Origin of the sequence: Thermoleptolyngbya sp. C42_A2020_037, from assembly GCF_015272455.1 — a bacterium.
Taxonomy (GTDB): Bacteria; Cyanobacteriota; Cyanobacteriia; order Elainellales; family Elainellaceae; genus Thermoleptolyngbya.
Genome location: NZ_JACYLP010000014.1, coordinates 42806 through 61211 on the forward strand (window position 1 = coordinate 42806; position 18406 = coordinate 61211).

The window sequence follows — 18406 nt, forward strand, 5'->3', positions numbered from 1 at the left end:
TGAAATCGCCAATCTAAAATCGCCAATCTAAAATTGCCAATCTAAGATCCAAAATCGCGCTCAGATCAGCGGAATGCGAATGGTGAAGGTCGTCCCTTTGCCCAGTTCCGATTCGCATTCCAGGCTGCCGCCGTGACGCTGCACGACAATCTGGTAGCAGATGGACAGCCCTAGCCCTGTGCCTTTGCCGACGGGCTTGGTGGTAAAGAAAGGGTCAAACAGGCGATCGCGCGTTTCGGCAGACATGCCCGGGCCGTTGTCGGCAATGCGAATAACAACGCAGCCAGTAGGCTCTGGCAACTGGGAAGCTGCGGGTTCGGCGGGCGGTGCAAGGGCGATCGCGGGCTGCGGCTCAAACTCGGTCGAGATAGTAATCCGGCGCGGCGGGGGGCACTCTTCCAGCGCGTCGATTGCGTTCGCCAGAATGTTCATAAACACCTGGTTTAACTGACCCGCATAGCATTCCACTTTGGGCAGCGATCCGTATTCTTTTTCAACGTCAATTCCCGTTCCTTCGGCGTGATTTTTCAGGCGATTTTGCAAGATTAGCAGCGTGCTGTCAATGCCTTCATGAATATCCACAGGCTTTTTCTCTGCTTCGTCGAGCCGAGAAAAGTTTCGCAGCGACAGCACAATCTGACGAATCCGGTCTGCGCCAATTTTCATGGAGGTCATTAGCTTGGGCAGGTCGTCGCCAATAAAGTCCAGGTCGATCGCCTGGAGCGCCTGAACCACCTCATCCGGTGGATCGGGTATGTGATTTTGATACAGATTCAACAGGTGCAGCAGGTCTTTGGTGTAGTTGTTGGCGTGAACCAAATTGCCATTGATGAAATTCACCGGATTGTTGATTTCGTGGGCAATGCCCGCCACCATCTGCCCCAGACTGGACATTTTTTCGGACTGGATCAGGTGCGCCTGGGTCTGCTGGAGGTGCTGCAATGTCTGGCTGAGCTGGGCGGCCTGGGCTTCGGCGGCGATCGCCGCTTCTCGACTCTGGGCATACAGTTCAGCTTGGTCAATGGCAATGGCTACTTGGTCAACCACCGCTTGCAGCAGTTCTACCTCGCTGTCTGTCCAGGCGCGGGGGCTGCTGTGATAGCAGGCGATTGCCCCTAGTTTGTGGGAATGGGTCTCCAGTGGCAGCAGCAGCAGTGCCACCGCATCGGCCCGGTTCAGCACCTCTAGCAAGCCCGGTTCCACCGCTCCGGGTCGCCCGTCGGCAATCCGCACCATTTCCAGGTTCAGCACCTTTTCGCCCAGCACCCGTCCTGGCCCGAGTGGATAATCCCCCAGCAAACTAATCAACGCCGGATTCCGCGCTTCGTGGGTAATCTCCAGCCGCGTCGCTTCTAGCGTCGAGCGACACCAGAGAAACTGGCAGCGATCCACTTGGAGCAGCGACCACACCTCGCTCACTGTCGTTTCCAAAATTGCTACCAGATCGAGCGACGCACGAATCTGACTAGCCAGGCGAAACAGCAGCGCCTCCCGCCGACTCAGCAGTTCCTCTCGCGCCAGCGTCCGGTCGATGGCCACAGCCAAACTGTTGGAAATCCAGCCGAGGGTTTTATGCACCGTTTGGGCAAAGGGTAGATGGCTAAACAGCGCCATGACCCCAATCAGGCGGTCTTCCGTCACCAGCGGGTAGGCCGCAAAGCCGACCACGCGCTCCTGCTCCAGCCAGTCTTTGGAGCCGATGCACATGTCGTTCAGCACGTTGTCGGTGAGGTAGGGGCGGCGCGTCTGGGCGGCATAGCCAATTACCGATATGCCAATGGGGATGCGATTTTGAAACTCCTTGGGGCAGGATAAACCGCCTGCGCTAGCTCGTAGCTCCAGGAGCCGGGTTTCAGGATTCAGCGTCCACACATACGCAGAATGGGCATCGAGATATTGCACCAGTTGGGCGGTGCAGCGCTTCAGAATGTCGGTGACGGTGCCGCCCTGAGACAGGGTTACGCCAACAGCCGCGCCCAGTTCTGCCAGGTGCGATCGCGCTTTGAGTTCCTGCTCGGCTTCTTTGCGCTCGGTGATGTCGGTTCGCAGGGCGATATAGCGCTGGGGCTTGCCTGCGTCGTCTAGGATGGGCACGATGGTCGTATCCACCCAGTAGAGAATATTATTCTTGGCCCGGTTGCAAATTTCGCCACGCCACACGTTGCCAGAGGCAATGGTCTGCCACAGATCCCGGAAAAACTCCCGCGAGTGATAGCCAGAGCTAATCAGCCGATGATCTTGCCCAATTAGCTCCTCGCGAGAATACCAGGAAATTTCGCAGAATTTGTCGTTAGCGTAGATAATTTTCCCTTGAGCATCGGTGATGGCGGCGATGGAATGCTGATTCAGCGCAAAGGCCAGGTCAGAGAGCAGGTCGTATTGCGGCAGCGCGGAGTCGGGCAGTGCATCTGCTGCAACTTCGCTGGCAGTAGCGCACAAAAGCTGGCGGTCTTGCAGCGGCCCAATGCGCCACTGGAGGCGATGATAGCTGCCGTTGCGGTGGCGGCATCGGTTTTGAAACGTGACTTTTTTGCCCTTGGCGACCACTTTTTGTATGTGGTTGAGGGTGATTTCCCAGTCGTCGGGATGAATGAATTCCAGGAAAGGCTTAGCCATCAGTTCTGCTGCGGTATAGCCCAAGAGCCTGCGCCAGGCAGGGTTGAGCCGTTTGAGATAGCCATCGGCTCCCATGACGCAGGCTAGATGAGCTGACAGGGAAAACAGCAGCTTTTGCTCAGTTTCGGCGGCATGTTGTTGGGCGATCGCCTCTGTCAGAGCCGCTGTGCGCCGCCGCAGTTCCAGCTGGGCGATCGCCTGCCGTGCCAGCAGCCGTAGCCCATCCATCAACCCTGCGGGCGGATTTTTCGGCTCCCAGCCCATCACCGCCAGCACGCCCAGCGCCGCCCCCGCCGGACTTAGCAGCGGCACGCCAGCATAGAACCGCACCGCCGGTGTGCCCACGGCAATCGGCTCAAACACAAACCGCTCATCCTGCTGCAAATCTGTCACCAGCAGCCCGTCTTCGGCGGTCAGCGTGCTGTCCAAACACACCAGCGGATGGCAGGGCGTGTTCTCAGGCCAGCCCGTCAGTGCCTTCAGCCAGTAGCGATCTTCGCCCGCTAACGTCGAGCTATCACTCCGCAAAAAGGCAATCAGCCCAACCGACACGCCCCCAAGCTGCGCCGCTAACCGCGCTAATCCGTCAAAGCCTTCCTCAGGGGCGCTATCCAATATGTTGTACTGACGCAGCACATCGAGCGTAGCAAAGTCGGGAACTGGCATAGTTGTGGCACGGGAGGCAGGAGCAATGAGGGGCAGACAGGCGACAGTTGTGAACGATGCAGCGAGGGAACGCCTCTGATATCGACTCTGGATGGTGGATTGGCAATTTTAGATTGCTAGTCTAATTGTTAATCTAAGAGTCTGTAAGGCTTCCAGCGATTGAGTCTGTAGCGCTGTTTGCGAGAATTGATCCTATTCAGGGCAATTTTTTCCAGAACGCAAGCACCGGAGGAAGGGTTCACCCGCCTAGTTACTATCTTCTCTAAGGTTCCCTTCCGTTGAAAAGACTGAACAAAAGCCAGGTTGCTTGGGGAGGATTTAGACTCGCTCGACCAGCTTTCACAAAGCTGACGCACTTGTTTCAATTTTCTGGGTTTTGGACGATTGCTTGCGGGCGACATCTGCGAGAAATCGTCTAGTGTCGATCAATATTGATTCTGGACTGTGGATTGGCGACTCTAGATTGCGAATCTAAGAGTCTGCAAGGCCTTCTAGCGATTGAGTCTGTGGCGCTGTTTGCAGGAATTGTATAGAACTGCGTCAGTCTTAATTTCCGCTAGATTTCAGCTAGTTTAATTTCCGCTAGTTTTAGCTTGGCTTTGGGGTGATAGGCAGCGCTATATTGAAGCAGGTTCGGTGAGCAGCGCTAGTCACTTGGATGCGACCGCCTAGGTGCTCCGTCATTTTTTGCACCAGCGCCAAGCCTAGCCCTGTGCCGCCCTGCTTCCAGCGGTCAATGCTGGGGATGCGGTAAAACTTTTCAAAAATTCGATCTAGTTCTGCGGCGGGAATTTCAACTCCAGAGTTGCAGACTCTAATTACCACAAAGCCAGGATCGAGCGGGTCTGGAGCCAGCCAGCTTGAATCGGATGAATCTGATGCGGTGCTTGGTTCTGGCGGGTAGGACAGCGGTTTTAGGGCTATGGGGCGATCGCCCACGGCCTGAGCCATTTCGATTAAGCTGGAATCTACAGGTGCAACAGCACCGACCGACACCCAAATCTTTTCACCAGGTGGCGTATATTTGCAGGCATTGTTGAGTAGTTCGGTCAGAATGCGTTCCAGACAGCCAGCATCAGAGGTAATGACTGGCAAGTCGTGGGGGAGTTCGACTTGCAGGGTTTGCTGACGACTGTGAATGCGCTCCTCAAATGCCGCAACCAAGCGCAGCACCCAATCCCGCAGATGAATTGGCTCCGGATCAAGTGCCTGCGTTCCGGCGGCGAGGCGCTGCAAGTCGAGCAGATCGTTGATTAGGGTTGCCTCCCGATCGCATTCGGCTTCTAAGATTTTGAGATACCGTTCGCGTTGCTCGTTCTGCTGCGCCAGCTTGAGCATCCGAATAGCCATCTTAATATTGGTGATGGGAGTCCGCAGTTCGTGAGACACAGTGCTTAAAAAGTCGTCTTTGAGCAGGTTCAGGTTTTCTAGCGCTTTGACCTGAATCTGCGACGCTTCATACAGCCGGGCCTGACGCAGGGCGATCGCACACTGGCTGGCCACCTGCTGCACCAGCCGCACCTCTGGCTCCTGAAAAACTGCGCCCTGCGGCTTGAATAGCCATAGATCCCCCAACACGCCCTGATCGTCCCAAATTGGATGGGCCAGCACCGTCATCGTGCAGGCAGTGGGGCGGACTGGATGGGGCTGCGCGGCGCAAAACTGGCAGGATTCTCCCCGCAGCAGCAAACCATGAACCTCAGAAAACTCGTTGGGAATGGCAAAGCTCGTGCCCAGCGCCGATGGCAGGGCGGTTGTATATTCGTACTGAATTGTCGAATACTTCTGGTCGGCACTGTAGAGCGCCGCATCGCAGCAGACCAAGCTTAACTCCTGCCCCAGCGCCTGCACCGCCGTCTGCAAAATCTGCGACTCGTCCAGGCTGTCGCGCACGCTGTCGGTAATACGCCGGATCAACGCCTCATAGCTGAGGGCCTGCTGAATCGCGCCAAACTGTTGGGTCAGCGATCTGCCCATCGTTCTGAAGTTTTTGACCAGAAACGCGAGTTCAGTAATCTGGCTGTCGGGCCAGTCGATGGGCTGCCCAGCCAGCAGCTTATCGGGTAGATTGGTCGTCACTTGGGCGAGTCGAGACAGGGGGTGCACCATCCACTGACTTACTAGCGCCGACACTAGCAGCGCTAGCAGGGCGATCGCCAGCAGCAGCGCCAGATTGCGGGAATAGATGCGCTGGATGTTGCGGACATCGGATTGAGCTGAAGCCTCGACCACTAGCGTCCACGGTAGCCCCGCTGCCACAGGCACCGCCTGCCCAAACCAGGAGTTCATCCAGCGGGCCATGATGGGCCGGCTTCGCTCAGGAAACACCTGATAAAAATTGTCGCCCAAAGGTTCTACGATACTGTCCTGTGGCTGTTGAAACCGGGAGCCTGACGGGCGATCGCCCCGCGTACTCAGCACCACAGTCTGGTTTCGCCCGACGAGTGTGAGATCCATTCCCTCCCCGCTGAGGCTTTGCCGCAGCAGTGTCTCCACGCGGCCCAATCCCACCTCGCTGAGAATCAGTCCCTCCAGCCGCAGCCTCTGCACAATGGGTACACTCCAAACCACACGCGGCAGCGCTCCAGGAATCACATCCGACAAGATGGGCTGAAGCGTCTGTCGGGCCAAGCGGATATCTTCTTGCCGGGGGGCGATCGCTACATCCGACTCTTCATCAGACATGGTATCGCTAGATACCAGTACCCGACCCTCCCGATCCCACACCTGCACCCGATACAAATCGGGCAAGAGCCGCTGAGACGATTCGAGATGGTGCTGCAGATGCTCCTGATCAGACTCGCCATATTTCGCAACTTGCAGCGCCAGCTCACTTGCCGATTGCAAGTGTTCCTGATGCCACAATCGCAGCGACGCTACAGCATAGCCCGATACGCGACTCAAGTCTGCCTGAGCATCGGAGCGAATCGTATCAATCACATCACGGCTGGCAAATATAATCAGCAGCAGCGTCGGCAAAAATACAAAAGCCACTAGCAGGTTGAACAGCGCTTGCTGTAGCGCAAGAGAATTGAGCGCTTTGGGGCGATCGATCCAGCGATGGATGGGCAAGTAGATCATCAGCAGGCTGGCAATCAGTGCGTTGAAGATGCCATTCACGGGCTGCTTGAGTAAAATAATTTGCACCTGCACAGGATCAATCTGCAACACTTTATCGTAGAAAAACCAGCCTAGGGGAACCCCGATTAGCAGCCAGAAGAGACCATCCAGCAGCACAAGGTTTGGACGGCTTGCGGAGCAATTGTGATAAAACAAAAACCCAACAAACAGCGCTTCCAGCGTAAAAACCATTCCTGCATAAGGGTGTCCCCACAGAAAGTAGGTACAGGCACCACTCAGCGCACCCGCCAAAACGCCCCAGCGAACCCCATAAAACCCCACCACCAGCCACACGGCAATGGAGCCAAAAATCAGGTCAATATTAAAAAACAAGTTCCATCGCGCCAGAGTGCCCAGGTAGCTGGCGACGAGCAAAATCAGTAGACCCAGAATGCTTCTGCGCCGGAGAGGAAAACCAGTGAGTTGCCTCAGTTGGCGCTTTAGCCCCATATCGCCTGCCCTTTCCAATAGGCTTTACAGCATCTACCTATGCCACTCAGCATTTCTTTGCAGTTACACACCGCTGTTTCTATATAACCCCAGGCGGCTTACGGAATCTGCATTCACAAGTAGGTCTGTTTCAAAAATTGATTTTTTAGGGTGAGTTTTTCCCATCTGCCCAGTCTGAATTTTCGAGCCGTCCAGGAACAGACTCAGAATTCGGAAATCTCTCCTGGGAAATTCGAGCTTTCCATCTGGGCTTGGTATGATGCGCGTTATCACAATGAAGGAGTGGATTCGCAGAAATCCCGATTGTTTAGGGAGACAGCCATGAATCAAAACGGCTATGGGGGGTTGCGGTTTACCCTGTCAGGACTGGGGTTTTGGATAACCTTGCTGGCGATCGCCTGGCTATTGGGCATGGTAGGGCTGGGCTGGCTGGTGAAGTCTTTTATTGTGCTGATTGGGTTGCTGATTCTAACGCCCGTGATTGCCTTTTTTGCCTTTCGCTGGTGGCTCGGCCGCAACCTAGTGGAAGCGCCCTGCCCCGTCTGCGAAACCCGTTCCGCAGGCATCAACGGCACCCAACTCCGCTGCCCCAACTGTGGCGAAGCGCTGCGGGTTGAAAAAGGCGCGTTTTATCGCATCACGCCACCGGGCACGATTGATGTGCAGGCTGTCGAGATCAAAGCCAAGCCGATCGAGGAAGCGCAGGAGGAGTAGGGATAGCGCTTCTAGATTTGCCTACGGCTTGAACGGCGGAGTAGCCTGAGCAGCCGCTTGATCAATTGCGGAATAATTGCTCGACTGCTCGTCCTTAGGCGCTGAGATATCGCCGCAGGAAGGTTTCCAGCGTTTCTAGCTGGATACCGTAGGCAGATTGAAGTTGCTCGACTTCGGCAGGCGTAGTGTAAAACTCGTTGGCCAGCAACGTACGGAAGGTGCCCAGCGAGGCTTTTAGTTCTGGATTCACCAGGCCGATGGCTGCTCGCAGTCCGTCGATGGCCAGCAGCGGCGGGTTGATCAAAATCGGCTCCTTTTTGAAGATGCGGGCAAAGATATTGGGAATTTCGCCGCGCTCCAGGATTTCCGGGCCGCCTGCATTGAAGATTTGTCCGTGGGCAGCGGGTGTAGTGGCCGAGGCGATCGCCAGCTTGGCCAGGTCGTCGGTGCTAATGATGGAGGTGCGGGTTTTAGGGTCGCCGATCAGCAGATACACGCCGCTCTTGCGAAACTGTTCCGCCAGGGGTAAAAGATTAGACGCGAAGCCAGACGGCCGCAGAATGGTATAGTTCAGCCCGCTGGCTTGCAGATATTTTTCTACTGCCGCCTTTGCCTTGAACACGGGTGCGTCTTCGTAGTTGCGGTCGGCTCCCATCACCGAGATAAAGGTGAAATGCTGCACGTCTGCTGATTTCGACAAATCGATCAGGTCGATGTTGGCCCGATAGTCGAGCGCCTGGGCCCCGCCACTGGCTTCGTTCGAGCCGTGGGCGCTGATGACAAACTGTACTCCCTGAAGCGCTTTTTGCAGGTCGCGTTCTTGGGTCAGGTCGCCGATAAAGATTTCTGCGCCGCGCTGTTCCAGTTCGCTGTAGCGGGAAGTCAGCCGCACAAACGCCCGCACGGGCTGCTCCTGCTCTCGCAGTTGCCGCACGATGCGCTTGCCCAATCCACCCGTTGCTCCGGTGACTAAAAACATATCGCCTGTCCTAAGTTCTGAATTTGATCAGCCTGCAGGCGATCGCCCCCAACTTGCTTGCCCCTTGCTTGGGTCTTCTCAAGGGGCGATCGCGCTTCTGAAAAGATGTCACATTACGTTACACTGTCTATGATTTCCACAATACCGCAGCAGTTGGAAATGGGGCATTGGCCCTCCGCTAGACATCTGGTTCACCGTTTTATTCGACGTTTGATCTCTAAATGATTACCCCCGGCGGTCTTCTCAGCTTTACTTTGTGGGCAGCAGCCTCCGTTGTGCTGGCTGAACTGGTGCGCGATGGCTATCACATTGCGGGGCACTATTGGCAGCCGCTCCAGCGCAGCCACAACCTACACCACAAGGCCTATCGCCGCGACCTCAGCATCGTTAGCCTGGAGGCCTATAAGCAGGCGCAACTTTATAATGATGTACCAGAGGCGATCGCCATGCTGGGGGCAGGGGTGATCCTGCTGGCGCTGACTCAAAATCTGGCGCTTGTCGCGGGCTGCCTCTATTCGCTGGGGTTTTTGATTACGGCATATTCGCGATCGCGCGGCTGGCTGCTGGCCACCGACCTGACGCACAAGCCCGGCGATTTGGATGCGATTCCTTCGCAGTGGACGGTGAACCGCACATACCACTGGCGGCATCATTTTGACCAGGGCAACGCTTACTATTGCGGGTACTTTACCATCGTGGACAAGATACTGGGCACGGCGCTTTCGCTCAAGGGCAAAACGGTCGCAGTGACGGGCGCATCGGGCACGTTGGGACGGGCGCTGATTGCCCAGTTGCAAAAGCAAGGCGCAAAGCCGGTTGCCATCACCACCTGCGAGGGCGCAGAATTTGGCGATCGCGTCGAGGTGCTGCCCTGGTGCGCGGGGCGAGAGCTTGATCTGAAGGAACGGCTACAAGGCGTGGATATTCTGATTATTAATCACGGAATCAACGTGCATGGCGATCGCACGCCCGAAGCTATCCAAAAATCCTTTCAGGTCAACACATTTTCAGCCTGGAACCTGGCAGAACTCTTCCTTAGCACTGTACAAAAGTCGGAACATCGGGCGCTGAAGGAACTCTGGATCAACACCTCCGAAGCAGAAGTTAGCCCGGCCTTCAGCCCACTGTATGAACTGTCGAAGCGAACCCTGGGCGACCTGATTACGCTGCGACGACTGGATGCACCCTGCGTCATTCGCAAACTCATCCTTGGCCCGTTCAAGAGCAATCTGAATCCCATCGGCGTGATGGATGCAACCTGGGTGGCTGGGGCGATCGTGGCGCTGGCTAAGCGCGATTTCCGCGACATTATCGTGACGATTAACCCGCTGACCTACCTCGCGTTTCCGATCAAAGAACTGGGGCGATCGCTCTACTTCCGCCTCTTTTCTCAATCAGCCTAACGCACGGCCAAACTTTTCTCAGTATCCTCTTCTCAGTCTTGCCTTTGCCGCAGTCGTTTCTGGATGCGGCGAACGTTGTCGCGTCCGGCTGAAAATCATCTAAAATACTTTGGAAAAATCAAGTTAGAAAAATTCAGTTACATAGGCTAGTTCCGGGCTGGTTTCGGGCTGAAACGATTTGCTTTTTGGAAAAATCGATTTTTACTCAACGCTTTAACAACTCCCTACTTTAGGGCTGGAGGACTCTTTGGAAACTTTGATTAGCTTGCTGGCAGGCGTTAGCCTCAGCGCTGCCACCGGGTTTCGGCTATTTGTGCCGTTTTTGGTCATGAGCATCGCCACCGCCACCGGCCACATGACACCCGCTCAGGGCTTTGAGTGGATCGGTTCACCAATCGCCATCACGGCTTTTGCAGTAGCCACTGGGGTAGAGATTGCGGGCTACTACATTCCCTGGGTCGATGAGATTCTAGATCTGATCACCACTCCGGCAGCCCTTGTTGCTGGAGCCGTGCTGACGGCCTCCACTCTGGTCGATATCAGCCCTTTTCTTCAGTGGACGCTGGCCATCATCGCCGGAGCCGGAGCCGCCGGACTCACCAAAGGCATGACCGATGCCGCTCGCCTCACGTCTACTGCCACCACGGGCGGCATCGCCAACCCCGCCCTCTCCACAATGGAGTTGTTCACCTCATCTGTCATCTCGGTAATGGCAATCCTGATTCCGCTGCTCACTGGAATTGTCATTATCGGTCTTCTGTGCTTTGCAGCCTATAAAGTGTGGCGTTTCTTTGGTCGTCGCCGCCGCTTCCGGTAGGCAGAAAATTAGCAATCAGTAGATATAGGAAGCCTGATGGCGATTTCCTGACCTATCGTCAGAAGACTTTAGGAAGTTTTTGCAATATGGTTTGGGTAGCTGCTGCCGGGCTGACAAAAGGCGCATCCGGTAAGGGATTCAGCGAAGGGCGATCGCCACGGTCAGACCGCATCCGTCTTCTTTACAAGGACTTTCAGTCATCTGGGATACACTTTTCTGAGCCAACTTAACCTCTTCTTTACGATGAAACTGTAGAATGCCAACGTTTGACAGAAACAAACCCTACAGGAATCTCTGGATATGGCATTCAATCTTCGTTCCAAGCGTTCTGCCACTCTGGCCGCTCTGACGGCCGCTTCTCTGGCGCTCGCAGTCGCCTGTGGCGGCACCACCACGACCGGTGGCGGCACCACCACTGCACAAAGCCCCGCAGCAGGTGGCGGCACTTCTGACCTAACGGGCAGCGTGCTGGTGGATGGTTCCAGCACTGTCTTCCCCATCTCTGAAGCCATGGCAGAAGAGTTCATGAAAGCAAACCCTGGCGTTCGCGTCACGGTCGGCGTTTCCGGCACGGGCGGCGGCTTCAAAAAGTTCTGCGCGGGTGAAACCGACATCTCCAACGCCTCCCGCCCCATTAAGCAAGAGGAAATTGACCTCTGTGCCAAAAACGGCATCGAATACGTCGAGGTGCCAATTGCTTATGACGGTCTCTCGGTGGTGATCAACCCCAGCAATGAGTTCGCTACCTGCTTGACTGTGGACGAGCTGAAGAAGATGTGGGAACCTGCAGCTCAAGGCACTGTCCGCAACTGGAATCAGATTCGGCCTGGCTTCCCCGATCTTCCCCTCGGTCTTTATGGCCCCGGCACCGACTCCGGCACCTATGACTACTTCACCGCTGCCATCGTTGGCGAAGAAGGTGAGAGCCGGGGCGACTTCACCGCCAGCGAAGACGACAACGTGATCGTGCAGGGTGTGGCTTCTGATCCGGGCGGTCTAGGCTTCTTCGGCTTTGCCTACTACGAAGAAAACAGGGACAGATTGAAACTGGTGGAAATCGACAACGGCAACGGTTGCGTTGCGCCTAGCGCAGAAACCATTGCCGACGGCACTTATACTCCTCTGTCCCGTCCTGAGTTCTTCTATATCAAGACAACCTCTCTGGACAATCCCGCAGTAGCCGCCTTTGCCCGCTTTCAGATCGACCCAGCCAACGCAGGTCTGATTTCTGAAGTAGGTTATGTGCCCCTGCCGACCGAGATTGAGGATTTGGCTGAAGCACGGATCGAACAGCGCAAGACTGGCAGTGTGTTTGGCGGCAGCCCTGCTGTAGGTCTTAAGCTAGTTGACCTACTGAAAAAGGAATAGGTCACCTAGACTCTATTCACTTGATCTTGTTGGATTGGGGTAGCGCTCAGGGTTCTGAGTGGCTACCCCAGCCACTAGTTGATTTCTTACCCTGCGACGTAGCTTAGGGAACCTCGAAAAAATAAGAGGACTTACTAGAATATCTCGATATGCAGCATTTCCTAATGTTGTAAGATATGCGCCACTTTGAGAGCCAAGAGTTTTTAGCTCCCTGCGTAATTTACTGGATAGCGCTGTGTGTGATTGAGTTTCACGATAAAGCAGTTAACCAGGATGCCTCTTGAGGTATCTATTTTGTAATCTCGCATCAAGCAGTTACTTGGGGTATCCCTAGCTATCTGTCGGCAACTGTCGGCGTATCAGTCAGCGTTTTAGATTGGTGTTCTTTGTTCTCTCTACAGGCTATCTGGCATGAATAGCGGCTTACCTAGCGAACAATCATCTGGGCTTTGGCAGCCAAATCGCCAAGCGAGCAAAAGAACCGAAGGTATTGTCAAGTTAATCTTTGGTGCTTTTGCTCTGATTTCCGTGGTGACGACTTTTGGTATTGTTCTAACCCTTATTTTTGAAACGTTTGAGTTTTTCCAGGACGTGCCCTTCTGGCGATTTTTGACCGATCGCCAGTGGACTCCTCTGTTTTCTAATGCTCAGTACGGCATTTGGGTGCTGATTAGCGCCACGCTGCTGACAACGGGGATTGCAATTTTGGTAGCACTGCCCTTGGGATTGCTGGCGGCGATTTATTTAAGTGAGTATGCCAATCCTAAGATTCGGAAGTGGCTGAAGCCCGCGCTTGAGATTCTGGCAGGTGTGCCCAGCGTGGTGTTTGGTTATTTCGCGCTACTCACGGTGACCCCATTTTTGCAACGGTTTATCCCTGGGCTACAGGGCTTTAACGCGCTTAGTGCGGGTCTGATTCTGGGCGTTTCGATTATTCCCCTGGTTGCCTCGCTGAGCGAAGACGCGATCTATTCGGTGCCGAATAGCCTGCGTCAGGGAGCCTATGCCATTGGCGCGACCAAGCGTGAGACGATTACATCGGTGGTTGTTCCAGCGGCGCTGTCGGGCATTGTGGCATCGTTCATTTTGGCAGTGTCCCGTGCCATTGGTGAAACGATGATCGTGTCGCTGGCAGCCGGGCAAAACCCAACGCTGGGCTTTAACCCACTGGTACCTGTGATGACGATGACGGCGTTTATCGTGCAGGTCAGCTTGGGAGATACGCCTGCGGGGTCGCTGGCTTACAAATCTATTTTTGCGGTTGGGATGACCTTGTTCCTGATGACCCTGGCGCTTAACATCCTCAGTTTCTGGGTCGTCCGTCGTTTCCGGGAGAAGTACGAATGACAGTTCAAAACCCTCAGATTTCGGGCGACTTTTCGCCAGCGAGAGAGAGCCAGTTCAAGCCCGAAATGGCACAGCGCTATCGCTGGGACAGGATTTTTAGAATTGCAGCTTTAGCGGCTATTGCAATTTCGCTGCTGGTGCTGGTGATTCTGCTGATTGATGTGCTGACGGATGGTCTGCCCCGCTTGAATTGGCAGTTTCTTACTAGCTTTCCGTCTCGCCGCGCCGAGGAGGCGGGTTTGCTATCGGCGCTGGTGGGGTCGATTTACCTGCTGTTTATCGTTGCGCTCTTTTCATTCCCAATTGGAATCGGCGCGGGCATCTTCTTGGAAGAGTTTGTCTCGGATGGCTGGCTTGCAAACTTCATCGAGATTAATATCTCCAACCTTGCGGGTGTTCCTTCGATTATTTACGGGCTGTTGGGTCTGGCGGCATTTGTGCGCTTGATGGAGCCGATTACGGGCGGACGCAGCTTGTTGGCGGGCGGACTGACGCTGGCGCTGTTGGTGCTGCCAGTGATCATCGTGTCTACTCGTGAAGCCCTGCGGACGGTGCCCGATAGCCTCCGATTGGCAGGCTTTGCGCTGGGGGCAACGCGCTGGCAGGTGGTGCGGGATCAGATTTTGCCTCAGGCTTTTCCAGGGATTTTGACGGGGACGATTTTGGCGCTGTCTCGTGCGATTGGCGAAACGGCTGCGCTAATTACGATTGGAGCGCTGACGTTTATTTCGTTCTTGCCGGAGTCTTGGAGAGACCCGTTCACGGCGCTGCCGATTCAGATTTACAACTGGGTGTCTCGCCCTCAGAAGCCGTTTCATATCAACTCAGCGGCTGGGATTATCGTGCTGATGGCGCTGTTGCTGCTGATGAACTCTGTTGCTATTTACTTGCGAAACAGGTTCCAGCGCAAGTTTTAGGTTCTTGGGATGGGGGCGATCGCCAAGTTGCTATTGCCCCAACGGTCGTTCTCTAACTGCTGCATTTGTTATTTGAGGTAGGTTATTCATGCAAGTGAGTTCTTCTGTCGATACGGGCACTGCCTTTAGGGTCGAAAAAACGTCCTATTTCTACGGCCCAGTGATGGCTGTGAAGGACGTATACATGGACGTTCCCGACCGCAAGATTACGGCGTTTATTGGTCCTTCGGGTTGCGGCAAAAGTACGGTTTTGCGCTGCTTCAATCGCTTGAATGACCTGATTCCGGGGGCCCACATTGAGGGCAAGATCACCTATCACGGAGTGGATATCTACGACCCCAGCGTTGATCCGATTGAACTGCGCCGTCGAATTGGGATGGTGTTCCAGAAGCCCAACCCATTCCCGAAGTCGATTTACGAAAACATTGCCTTTGGGGCCCGGATCAACGGCTACAAGGGTGATATGGATACGCTGGTGGAGCGTTCTTTGCGGTCGGCGGCGCTGTGGGACGAAGTGAAGGACAAGCTGAAGGAAAGCGGTCTGTCGCTGTCGGGTGGACAGCAGCAGCGGCTTTGCATTGCGCGGGCGATCGCCATTGAGCCAGAAGTGCTGCTGATGGACGAACCCTGCTCGGCGCTGGACCCGATTTCGACACTGCGGGTTGAGGAACTGATGCAAGAACTGAAGCAGGACTACACGATTATCATCGTGACGCACAACATGCAGCAGGCCTCTCGCGTGTCGGACATGACGGCCTTCTTCAACGCGCAGGCTACTGAAAAGGGCGGCAAGATGGGCTATCTGGTGGAATATGCACCGACTCAGCAAATCTTCAACAACCCCCAGCAGGTTGCCACGCAGGACTACGTGAGTGGTCGTTTCGGCTAAGTTTTGGCAAAGAGACTTTAGTAGACACCGTTTGGTTTCGCCACTGCTTTTTCAGCTTTATGTTTGAAGTGCCTCTGGATGTGGATTTTGCATTCAGAGGCACTTTGCTGGCTTGATGACAGGTAGATTCACGACTGCATCCTGCCCGTATGATTTAAAGAGTGTATAGAGAGTGCTTGTCCTGACCATTTCCTGATCATTATCTGTACTGTCCGGTATCCTGTTTTGAGTTTTAGATTGGGCGATCGCCCGTTGATTAACGTCTTTTTGCTATCTTCTTAGCGTTTCAACCGGTATTCAAGAGTATTCAAAGGGACTTTAAAGGGCGTTCAAAAGACGTTTAAAAGATGTCCATAAGGCATTCAAAGGGCATTCTAAAGGGCGATCGCCCTTTAGCGCAAAACTGGACATTTGCCCTGCTTTTTGGACACTATATCCTGAGCGTCTATCGTTAATTTTTGCGAATTTTGGAGCAGATTTGCGTCAAATTGTGCGTTCAACTTTTCTCTAAAACACGCTTCACTAAGGCAGGATTTGCTTTGCTTTGTGCGGCGTGGAAAGGGGATTTTTGGGGTGCGCGATCGCGTATAATCAGACGTTACCGCTCAGTTGTGTGTGACTGACCTGCCGGAGTTTGTGCTTCAGGAAAGGACACTCTGGCCGGTTCACCTGTCGAGTGAATCGCGTTGTCCAGGGCACTTTCAACCCGGCTTGTTTGCGCTATCGCTGACCTGCAACCTTACCTTTCGCTGGATTTACTCAGACTGTGTAGCAGCCATGCAGAGTGATAGCGCAAGTCCCCCAAAACTCGAATTCCCAAACCCCATCCCTAACCCGTTTAAAAGAGAGACGTTTCAATGACAGGATCAACCCAGGTGCCATACTTGCTTCGGGCTGCGCGTGGAGAGGTGCTAGACCGCCCGCCTGTGTGGATGATGCGCCAGGCCGGGCGCTATATGAAGATTTATCGGGATTTGCGCGACAAATATCCCTCCTTCCGTGAGCGCTCGGAGACGGTTGATCTGGCAGTGGAAATTTCGCTCCAGCCTTGGCGGGCCTTTCGTCCCGATGGGGTGATTCTGTTTTCCGATATCCTCACGCCGCTGCCGGGCATCGGTATTCCCTTCGACATCATCGAAAGCCGCGGCCCCATCATCGACCCGCCCATTCGCACCCAGGCGCAGGTCGATGCGGTTCATGAACTCGACCCCGAACAGCACCTGAGCTTCGTCGGCAAGATTCTGCGGACGCTGCGGCAGGAAGTGGGCAACGACGCAGCAGTGCTGGGTTTCGTCGGCGCACCCTGGACGCTGGCGGCCTATTCGATCGAGGGCAAAGGCTCGAAGGACTACACCATTATCAAGAGCATGGCATTTACGGAGCCTGCCATTCTGCATCAGTTCTTGAGCAAGCTGGCAGATGCGATCGCCACCTACGTCTGCTATCAGATTGAAAATGGCGCTCAGGTGGTGCAGATGTTTGACTCCTGGGCAGGCCACCTCAGCCCGCAAGACTATGACCAGTTTGCCCTGCCCTACCAGCAGCAGGTCGTGCGCCAGGTGAAGGCCAAATATCCCGACACGCCGATGATCCTCTACATCAACGGCAGTGCCGGATTGCTGGAGCGCATGGCACAATCGGGCGTGGATATCGTCAGCGTAGATTGGACGGTAGACATGGCCGAAGCGCGTCGCCGCCTTGGCCCCAGCGTGGGCGTGCAGGGAAATATCGACCCTTGTGCCCTGTTTGGGTCGCAAGCTTTTATCCGCGATCGCATTCTCGACACCATCCGCAAAGCTGGCAATCAGGGGCATATTCTCAATCTGGGCCACGGCATCCTTCCGGGCACGCCCGAAGAAAACGCCGCCTTCTTCTTTGAAACCGCCAAGCAGGCCGATAAGCTGATGGCGATCGCCTAGCGCCCTTTGTAGAGTGAATGCCTGGGTACATCGTGCCCAGGTTTTTACTTCGTTTCTTCACTCCGCCACCCCCACACATGACTCCGAAGCGAATCCTCCTTACGGGCGCGAGCGGCTGCGTTGGGCACTACATTGCTGACGCGCTGATTCATCAGACGCAGCACGAGCTGTTTTTGCTGGTGCGAAACCCGCAAAAGTTTCGGTTGAATGTGGACGCACGGCCGGGTGTACACCTAGTCGTAGGCGACATGCGCCAGATCGAGCAGCAGAATAAACTGCTAAAAACGATTGATGTAGCAATTCTCACTGCTGCCGTGTGGGGCGGGGCGCAGGACGTGTTTGACGTAAACGTGATTAAAACCGTCCGGCTGATGAACCTGCTCGACCCGGATGTGTGCGAACAGGTCATCTATTTTTCCACTGCCAGCATTTTGGATCGCGAGGGCAAGCCGCTCAAGCAGGCGGGCGAAATCGGCACCGACTACATCCGCGCCAAATATGCCTGCCATCAGCGGCTGTCCAAGCTGGCGATCGCCCCCCAAATTACCACCGTCTTTCCGACGCTCGTCTTTGGTGGCGACGACACCAAGCCCTACTCGCACCTCTCCGGCGGCATTACCGAGGTCACAAAATGGATCGGACTACTGCGCTTCCTCAAGCTCGACGGCAGCTTTCACTTTATCCACGCCCAAGACATTGCTCAGGTCGTCGCCCATCTCGTAGAACATCCACCAGAACTGGGCGACCGACGCGAACTGGTGCTGGGCAGCGAGCCAATCACGGTGAACCGGGCGATCGCCGACATGAGCGCCTACCTGGGCAAGCGCATCTATTTCCGCATTCCGCTGACTCGTCGGCTGATCGATCTCCTCATTGTCCTCTTCCGCATCCAGATGGCCGCCTGGGATCGCTTCTGTCTGGACTATCGCCACTTTACCCATCAGCACTTCGTCAACCCCAGCACCTACGGGCTGCCCATGCGCTGTGCCACGGTGCCCGAACTGCTGGCCGCCAGCGGTGTGCCCGGTTCCCGCGTGCCTCCAGTGGCGATCGCCCCCGCCCCGCTGGTCAAGGCAGAATCCAGCAGTGCAGAATAGGGTCACTCGTTCTGCGATATAACAATTCAAAAATTCAGAACAGTTTGAACAGTGTCTCAGAAAAGCGCCGAATCCATGACTAGGGGTAGATCTCTTCTAGATCT

The 18406-nt window shown here is 55.1% G+C and carries 12 protein-coding genes; 9 read left to right on the forward strand and 3 right to left on the reverse strand.

The features are described from left to right. Positions 1 to 60: 60 nt before the first annotated feature. Together IGS16_RS04025 and IGS16_RS04030 are read right to left on the reverse strand one after the other, a co-directional pair. Positions 61 to 3282 (reverse strand): GAF domain-containing protein, encoded by a 3222-nt coding sequence (locus IGS16_RS04025; RefSeq protein WP_297083510.1) that lies wholly within the window; start codon positions 3280 to 3282, stop codon positions 61 to 63. Positions 3283 to 3870: 588 nt separating this feature from the next. Continuing rightward, the gene (locus IGS16_RS04030; RefSeq protein ID WP_297083511.1) at positions 3871 to 6852 is read right to left on the reverse strand and encodes an ATP-binding protein; all 2982 of its coding nucleotides are present in this window, start codon (positions 6850 to 6852) and stop codon (positions 3871 to 3873) included. A 321-nt stretch (positions 6853 to 7173) separates the two neighbouring features. On the opposite strand from IGS16_RS04030, the gene IGS16_RS04035 reads away from it, so the two are divergent. After that, positions 7174 to 7566 (forward strand): hypothetical protein, encoded by a 393-nt coding sequence (locus tag IGS16_RS04035; protein ID WP_297083513.1) that lies wholly within the window; start codon positions 7174 to 7176, stop codon positions 7564 to 7566. Positions 7567 to 7660: 94 nt separating this feature from the next. Here the strand turns inward: IGS16_RS04035 and IGS16_RS04040 are convergent, their stop codons facing one another. After that, the gene (locus tag IGS16_RS04040) at positions 7661 to 8545 is read right to left on the reverse strand and encodes an SDR family oxidoreductase (RefSeq protein ID WP_297083514.1); all 885 of its coding nucleotides are present in this window, start codon (positions 8543 to 8545) and stop codon (positions 7661 to 7663) included. A 221-nt stretch (positions 8546 to 8766) separates the two neighbouring features. On the opposite strand from IGS16_RS04040, the gene IGS16_RS04045 reads away from it, so the two are divergent. The 8 genes from IGS16_RS04045 to IGS16_RS04080 all read left to right on the forward strand — a co-directional run bounded on the left by IGS16_RS04045 (position 8767) and on the right by IGS16_RS04080 (position 18302). Next, positions 8767 to 9948: a bifunctional sterol desaturase/short chain dehydrogenase gene (locus tag IGS16_RS04045; protein ID WP_297083516.1), complete on the forward strand. Its 1182-nt coding sequence runs from the start codon at positions 8767 to 8769 to the stop codon at positions 9946 to 9948. 247 nt (positions 9949 to 10195) lie between these two features. Continuing rightward, positions 10196 to 10765: a DUF4126 domain-containing protein gene (locus IGS16_RS04050; protein WP_297083517.1), complete on the forward strand. Its 570-nt coding sequence runs from the start codon at positions 10196 to 10198 to the stop codon at positions 10763 to 10765. A 300-nt stretch (positions 10766 to 11065) separates the two neighbouring features. Beyond that, the gene (locus IGS16_RS04055; protein ID WP_297083518.1) at positions 11066 to 12133 is read left to right on the forward strand and encodes a PstS family phosphate ABC transporter substrate-binding protein; all 1068 of its coding nucleotides are present in this window, start codon (positions 11066 to 11068) and stop codon (positions 12131 to 12133) included. Positions 12134 to 12544: 411 nt separating this feature from the next. Continuing rightward, the gene (gene pstC, locus IGS16_RS04060) at positions 12545 to 13480 is read left to right on the forward strand and encodes a phosphate ABC transporter permease subunit PstC (protein WP_297083519.1); all 936 of its coding nucleotides are present in this window, start codon (positions 12545 to 12547) and stop codon (positions 13478 to 13480) included. Continuing rightward, entirely contained in the window at positions 13477 to 14397 is a 921-nt protein-coding gene (gene pstA, locus IGS16_RS04065) for a phosphate ABC transporter permease PstA (RefSeq protein ID WP_297083522.1), read from the forward strand. The genes pstC and pstA overlap by 4 nt, the downstream gene beginning before the upstream one ends. 88 nt (positions 14398 to 14485) lie before the next feature. Continuing rightward, complete coding sequence (pstB, locus tag IGS16_RS04070; protein WP_172357215.1) at positions 14486 to 15286, forward strand: phosphate ABC transporter ATP-binding protein PstB; 801 nt, start codon at positions 14486 to 14488, stop codon at positions 15284 to 15286. Positions 15287 to 16143: 857 nt separating this feature from the next. Next, entirely contained in the window at positions 16144 to 17205 is a 1062-nt protein-coding gene (gene hemE / locus IGS16_RS04075) for a uroporphyrinogen decarboxylase (RefSeq protein ID WP_297083525.1), read from the forward strand. Positions 17206 to 17282: 77 nt separating this feature from the next. Beyond that, a complete protein-coding gene (locus IGS16_RS04080) occupies positions 17283 to 18302 on the forward strand; it encodes an NAD(P)-dependent oxidoreductase (RefSeq protein ID WP_297083527.1) in 1020 nt (339 codons plus the stop codon). Positions 18303 to 18406: the final 104 nt, after the last annotated feature.

Bases quoted from the DNA above. Each gene is read 5' to 3' on its own strand.
- IGS16_RS04040 (WP_297083514.1), bottom strand. From the start codon at position 8,545: ATGTTTTTAGTCACCGGAGCAACGGGTGGATTGGGCAAGCGCATCGTG.
- IGS16_RS04025 (WP_297083510.1), bottom strand. From the start codon at position 3,282: ATGCCAGTTCCCGACTTTGCTACGCTCGATGTGCTGCGTCAGTACAAC.
- IGS16_RS04045 (WP_297083516.1), top strand. From the start codon at position 8,767: ATGATTACCCCCGGCGGTCTTCTCAGCTTTACTTTGTGGGCAGCAGCC.
- hemE (WP_297083525.1), top strand. From the start codon at position 16,144: ATGACAGGATCAACCCAGGTGCCATACTTGCTTCGGGCTGCGCGTGGA.
- pstB (WP_172357215.1), top strand. From the start codon at position 14,486: ATGCAAGTGAGTTCTTCTGTCGATACGGGCACTGCCTTTAGGGTCGAA.
- IGS16_RS04035 (WP_297083513.1), top strand. From the start codon at position 7,174: ATGAATCAAAACGGCTATGGGGGGTTGCGGTTTACCCTGTCAGGACTG.
- pstC (WP_297083519.1), top strand. From the start codon at position 12,545: ATGAATAGCGGCTTACCTAGCGAACAATCATCTGGGCTTTGGCAGCCA.
- IGS16_RS04080 (WP_297083527.1), top strand. From the start codon at position 17,283: ATGACTCCGAAGCGAATCCTCCTTACGGGCGCGAGCGGCTGCGTTGGG.
- IGS16_RS04030 (WP_297083511.1), bottom strand. From the start codon at position 6,852: ATGGGGCTAAAGCGCCAACTGAGGCAACTCACTGGTTTTCCTCTCCGG.
- IGS16_RS04055 (WP_297083518.1), top strand. From the start codon at position 11,066: ATGGCATTCAATCTTCGTTCCAAGCGTTCTGCCACTCTGGCCGCTCTG.
- pstA (WP_297083522.1), top strand. From the start codon at position 13,477: ATGACAGTTCAAAACCCTCAGATTTCGGGCGACTTTTCGCCAGCGAGA.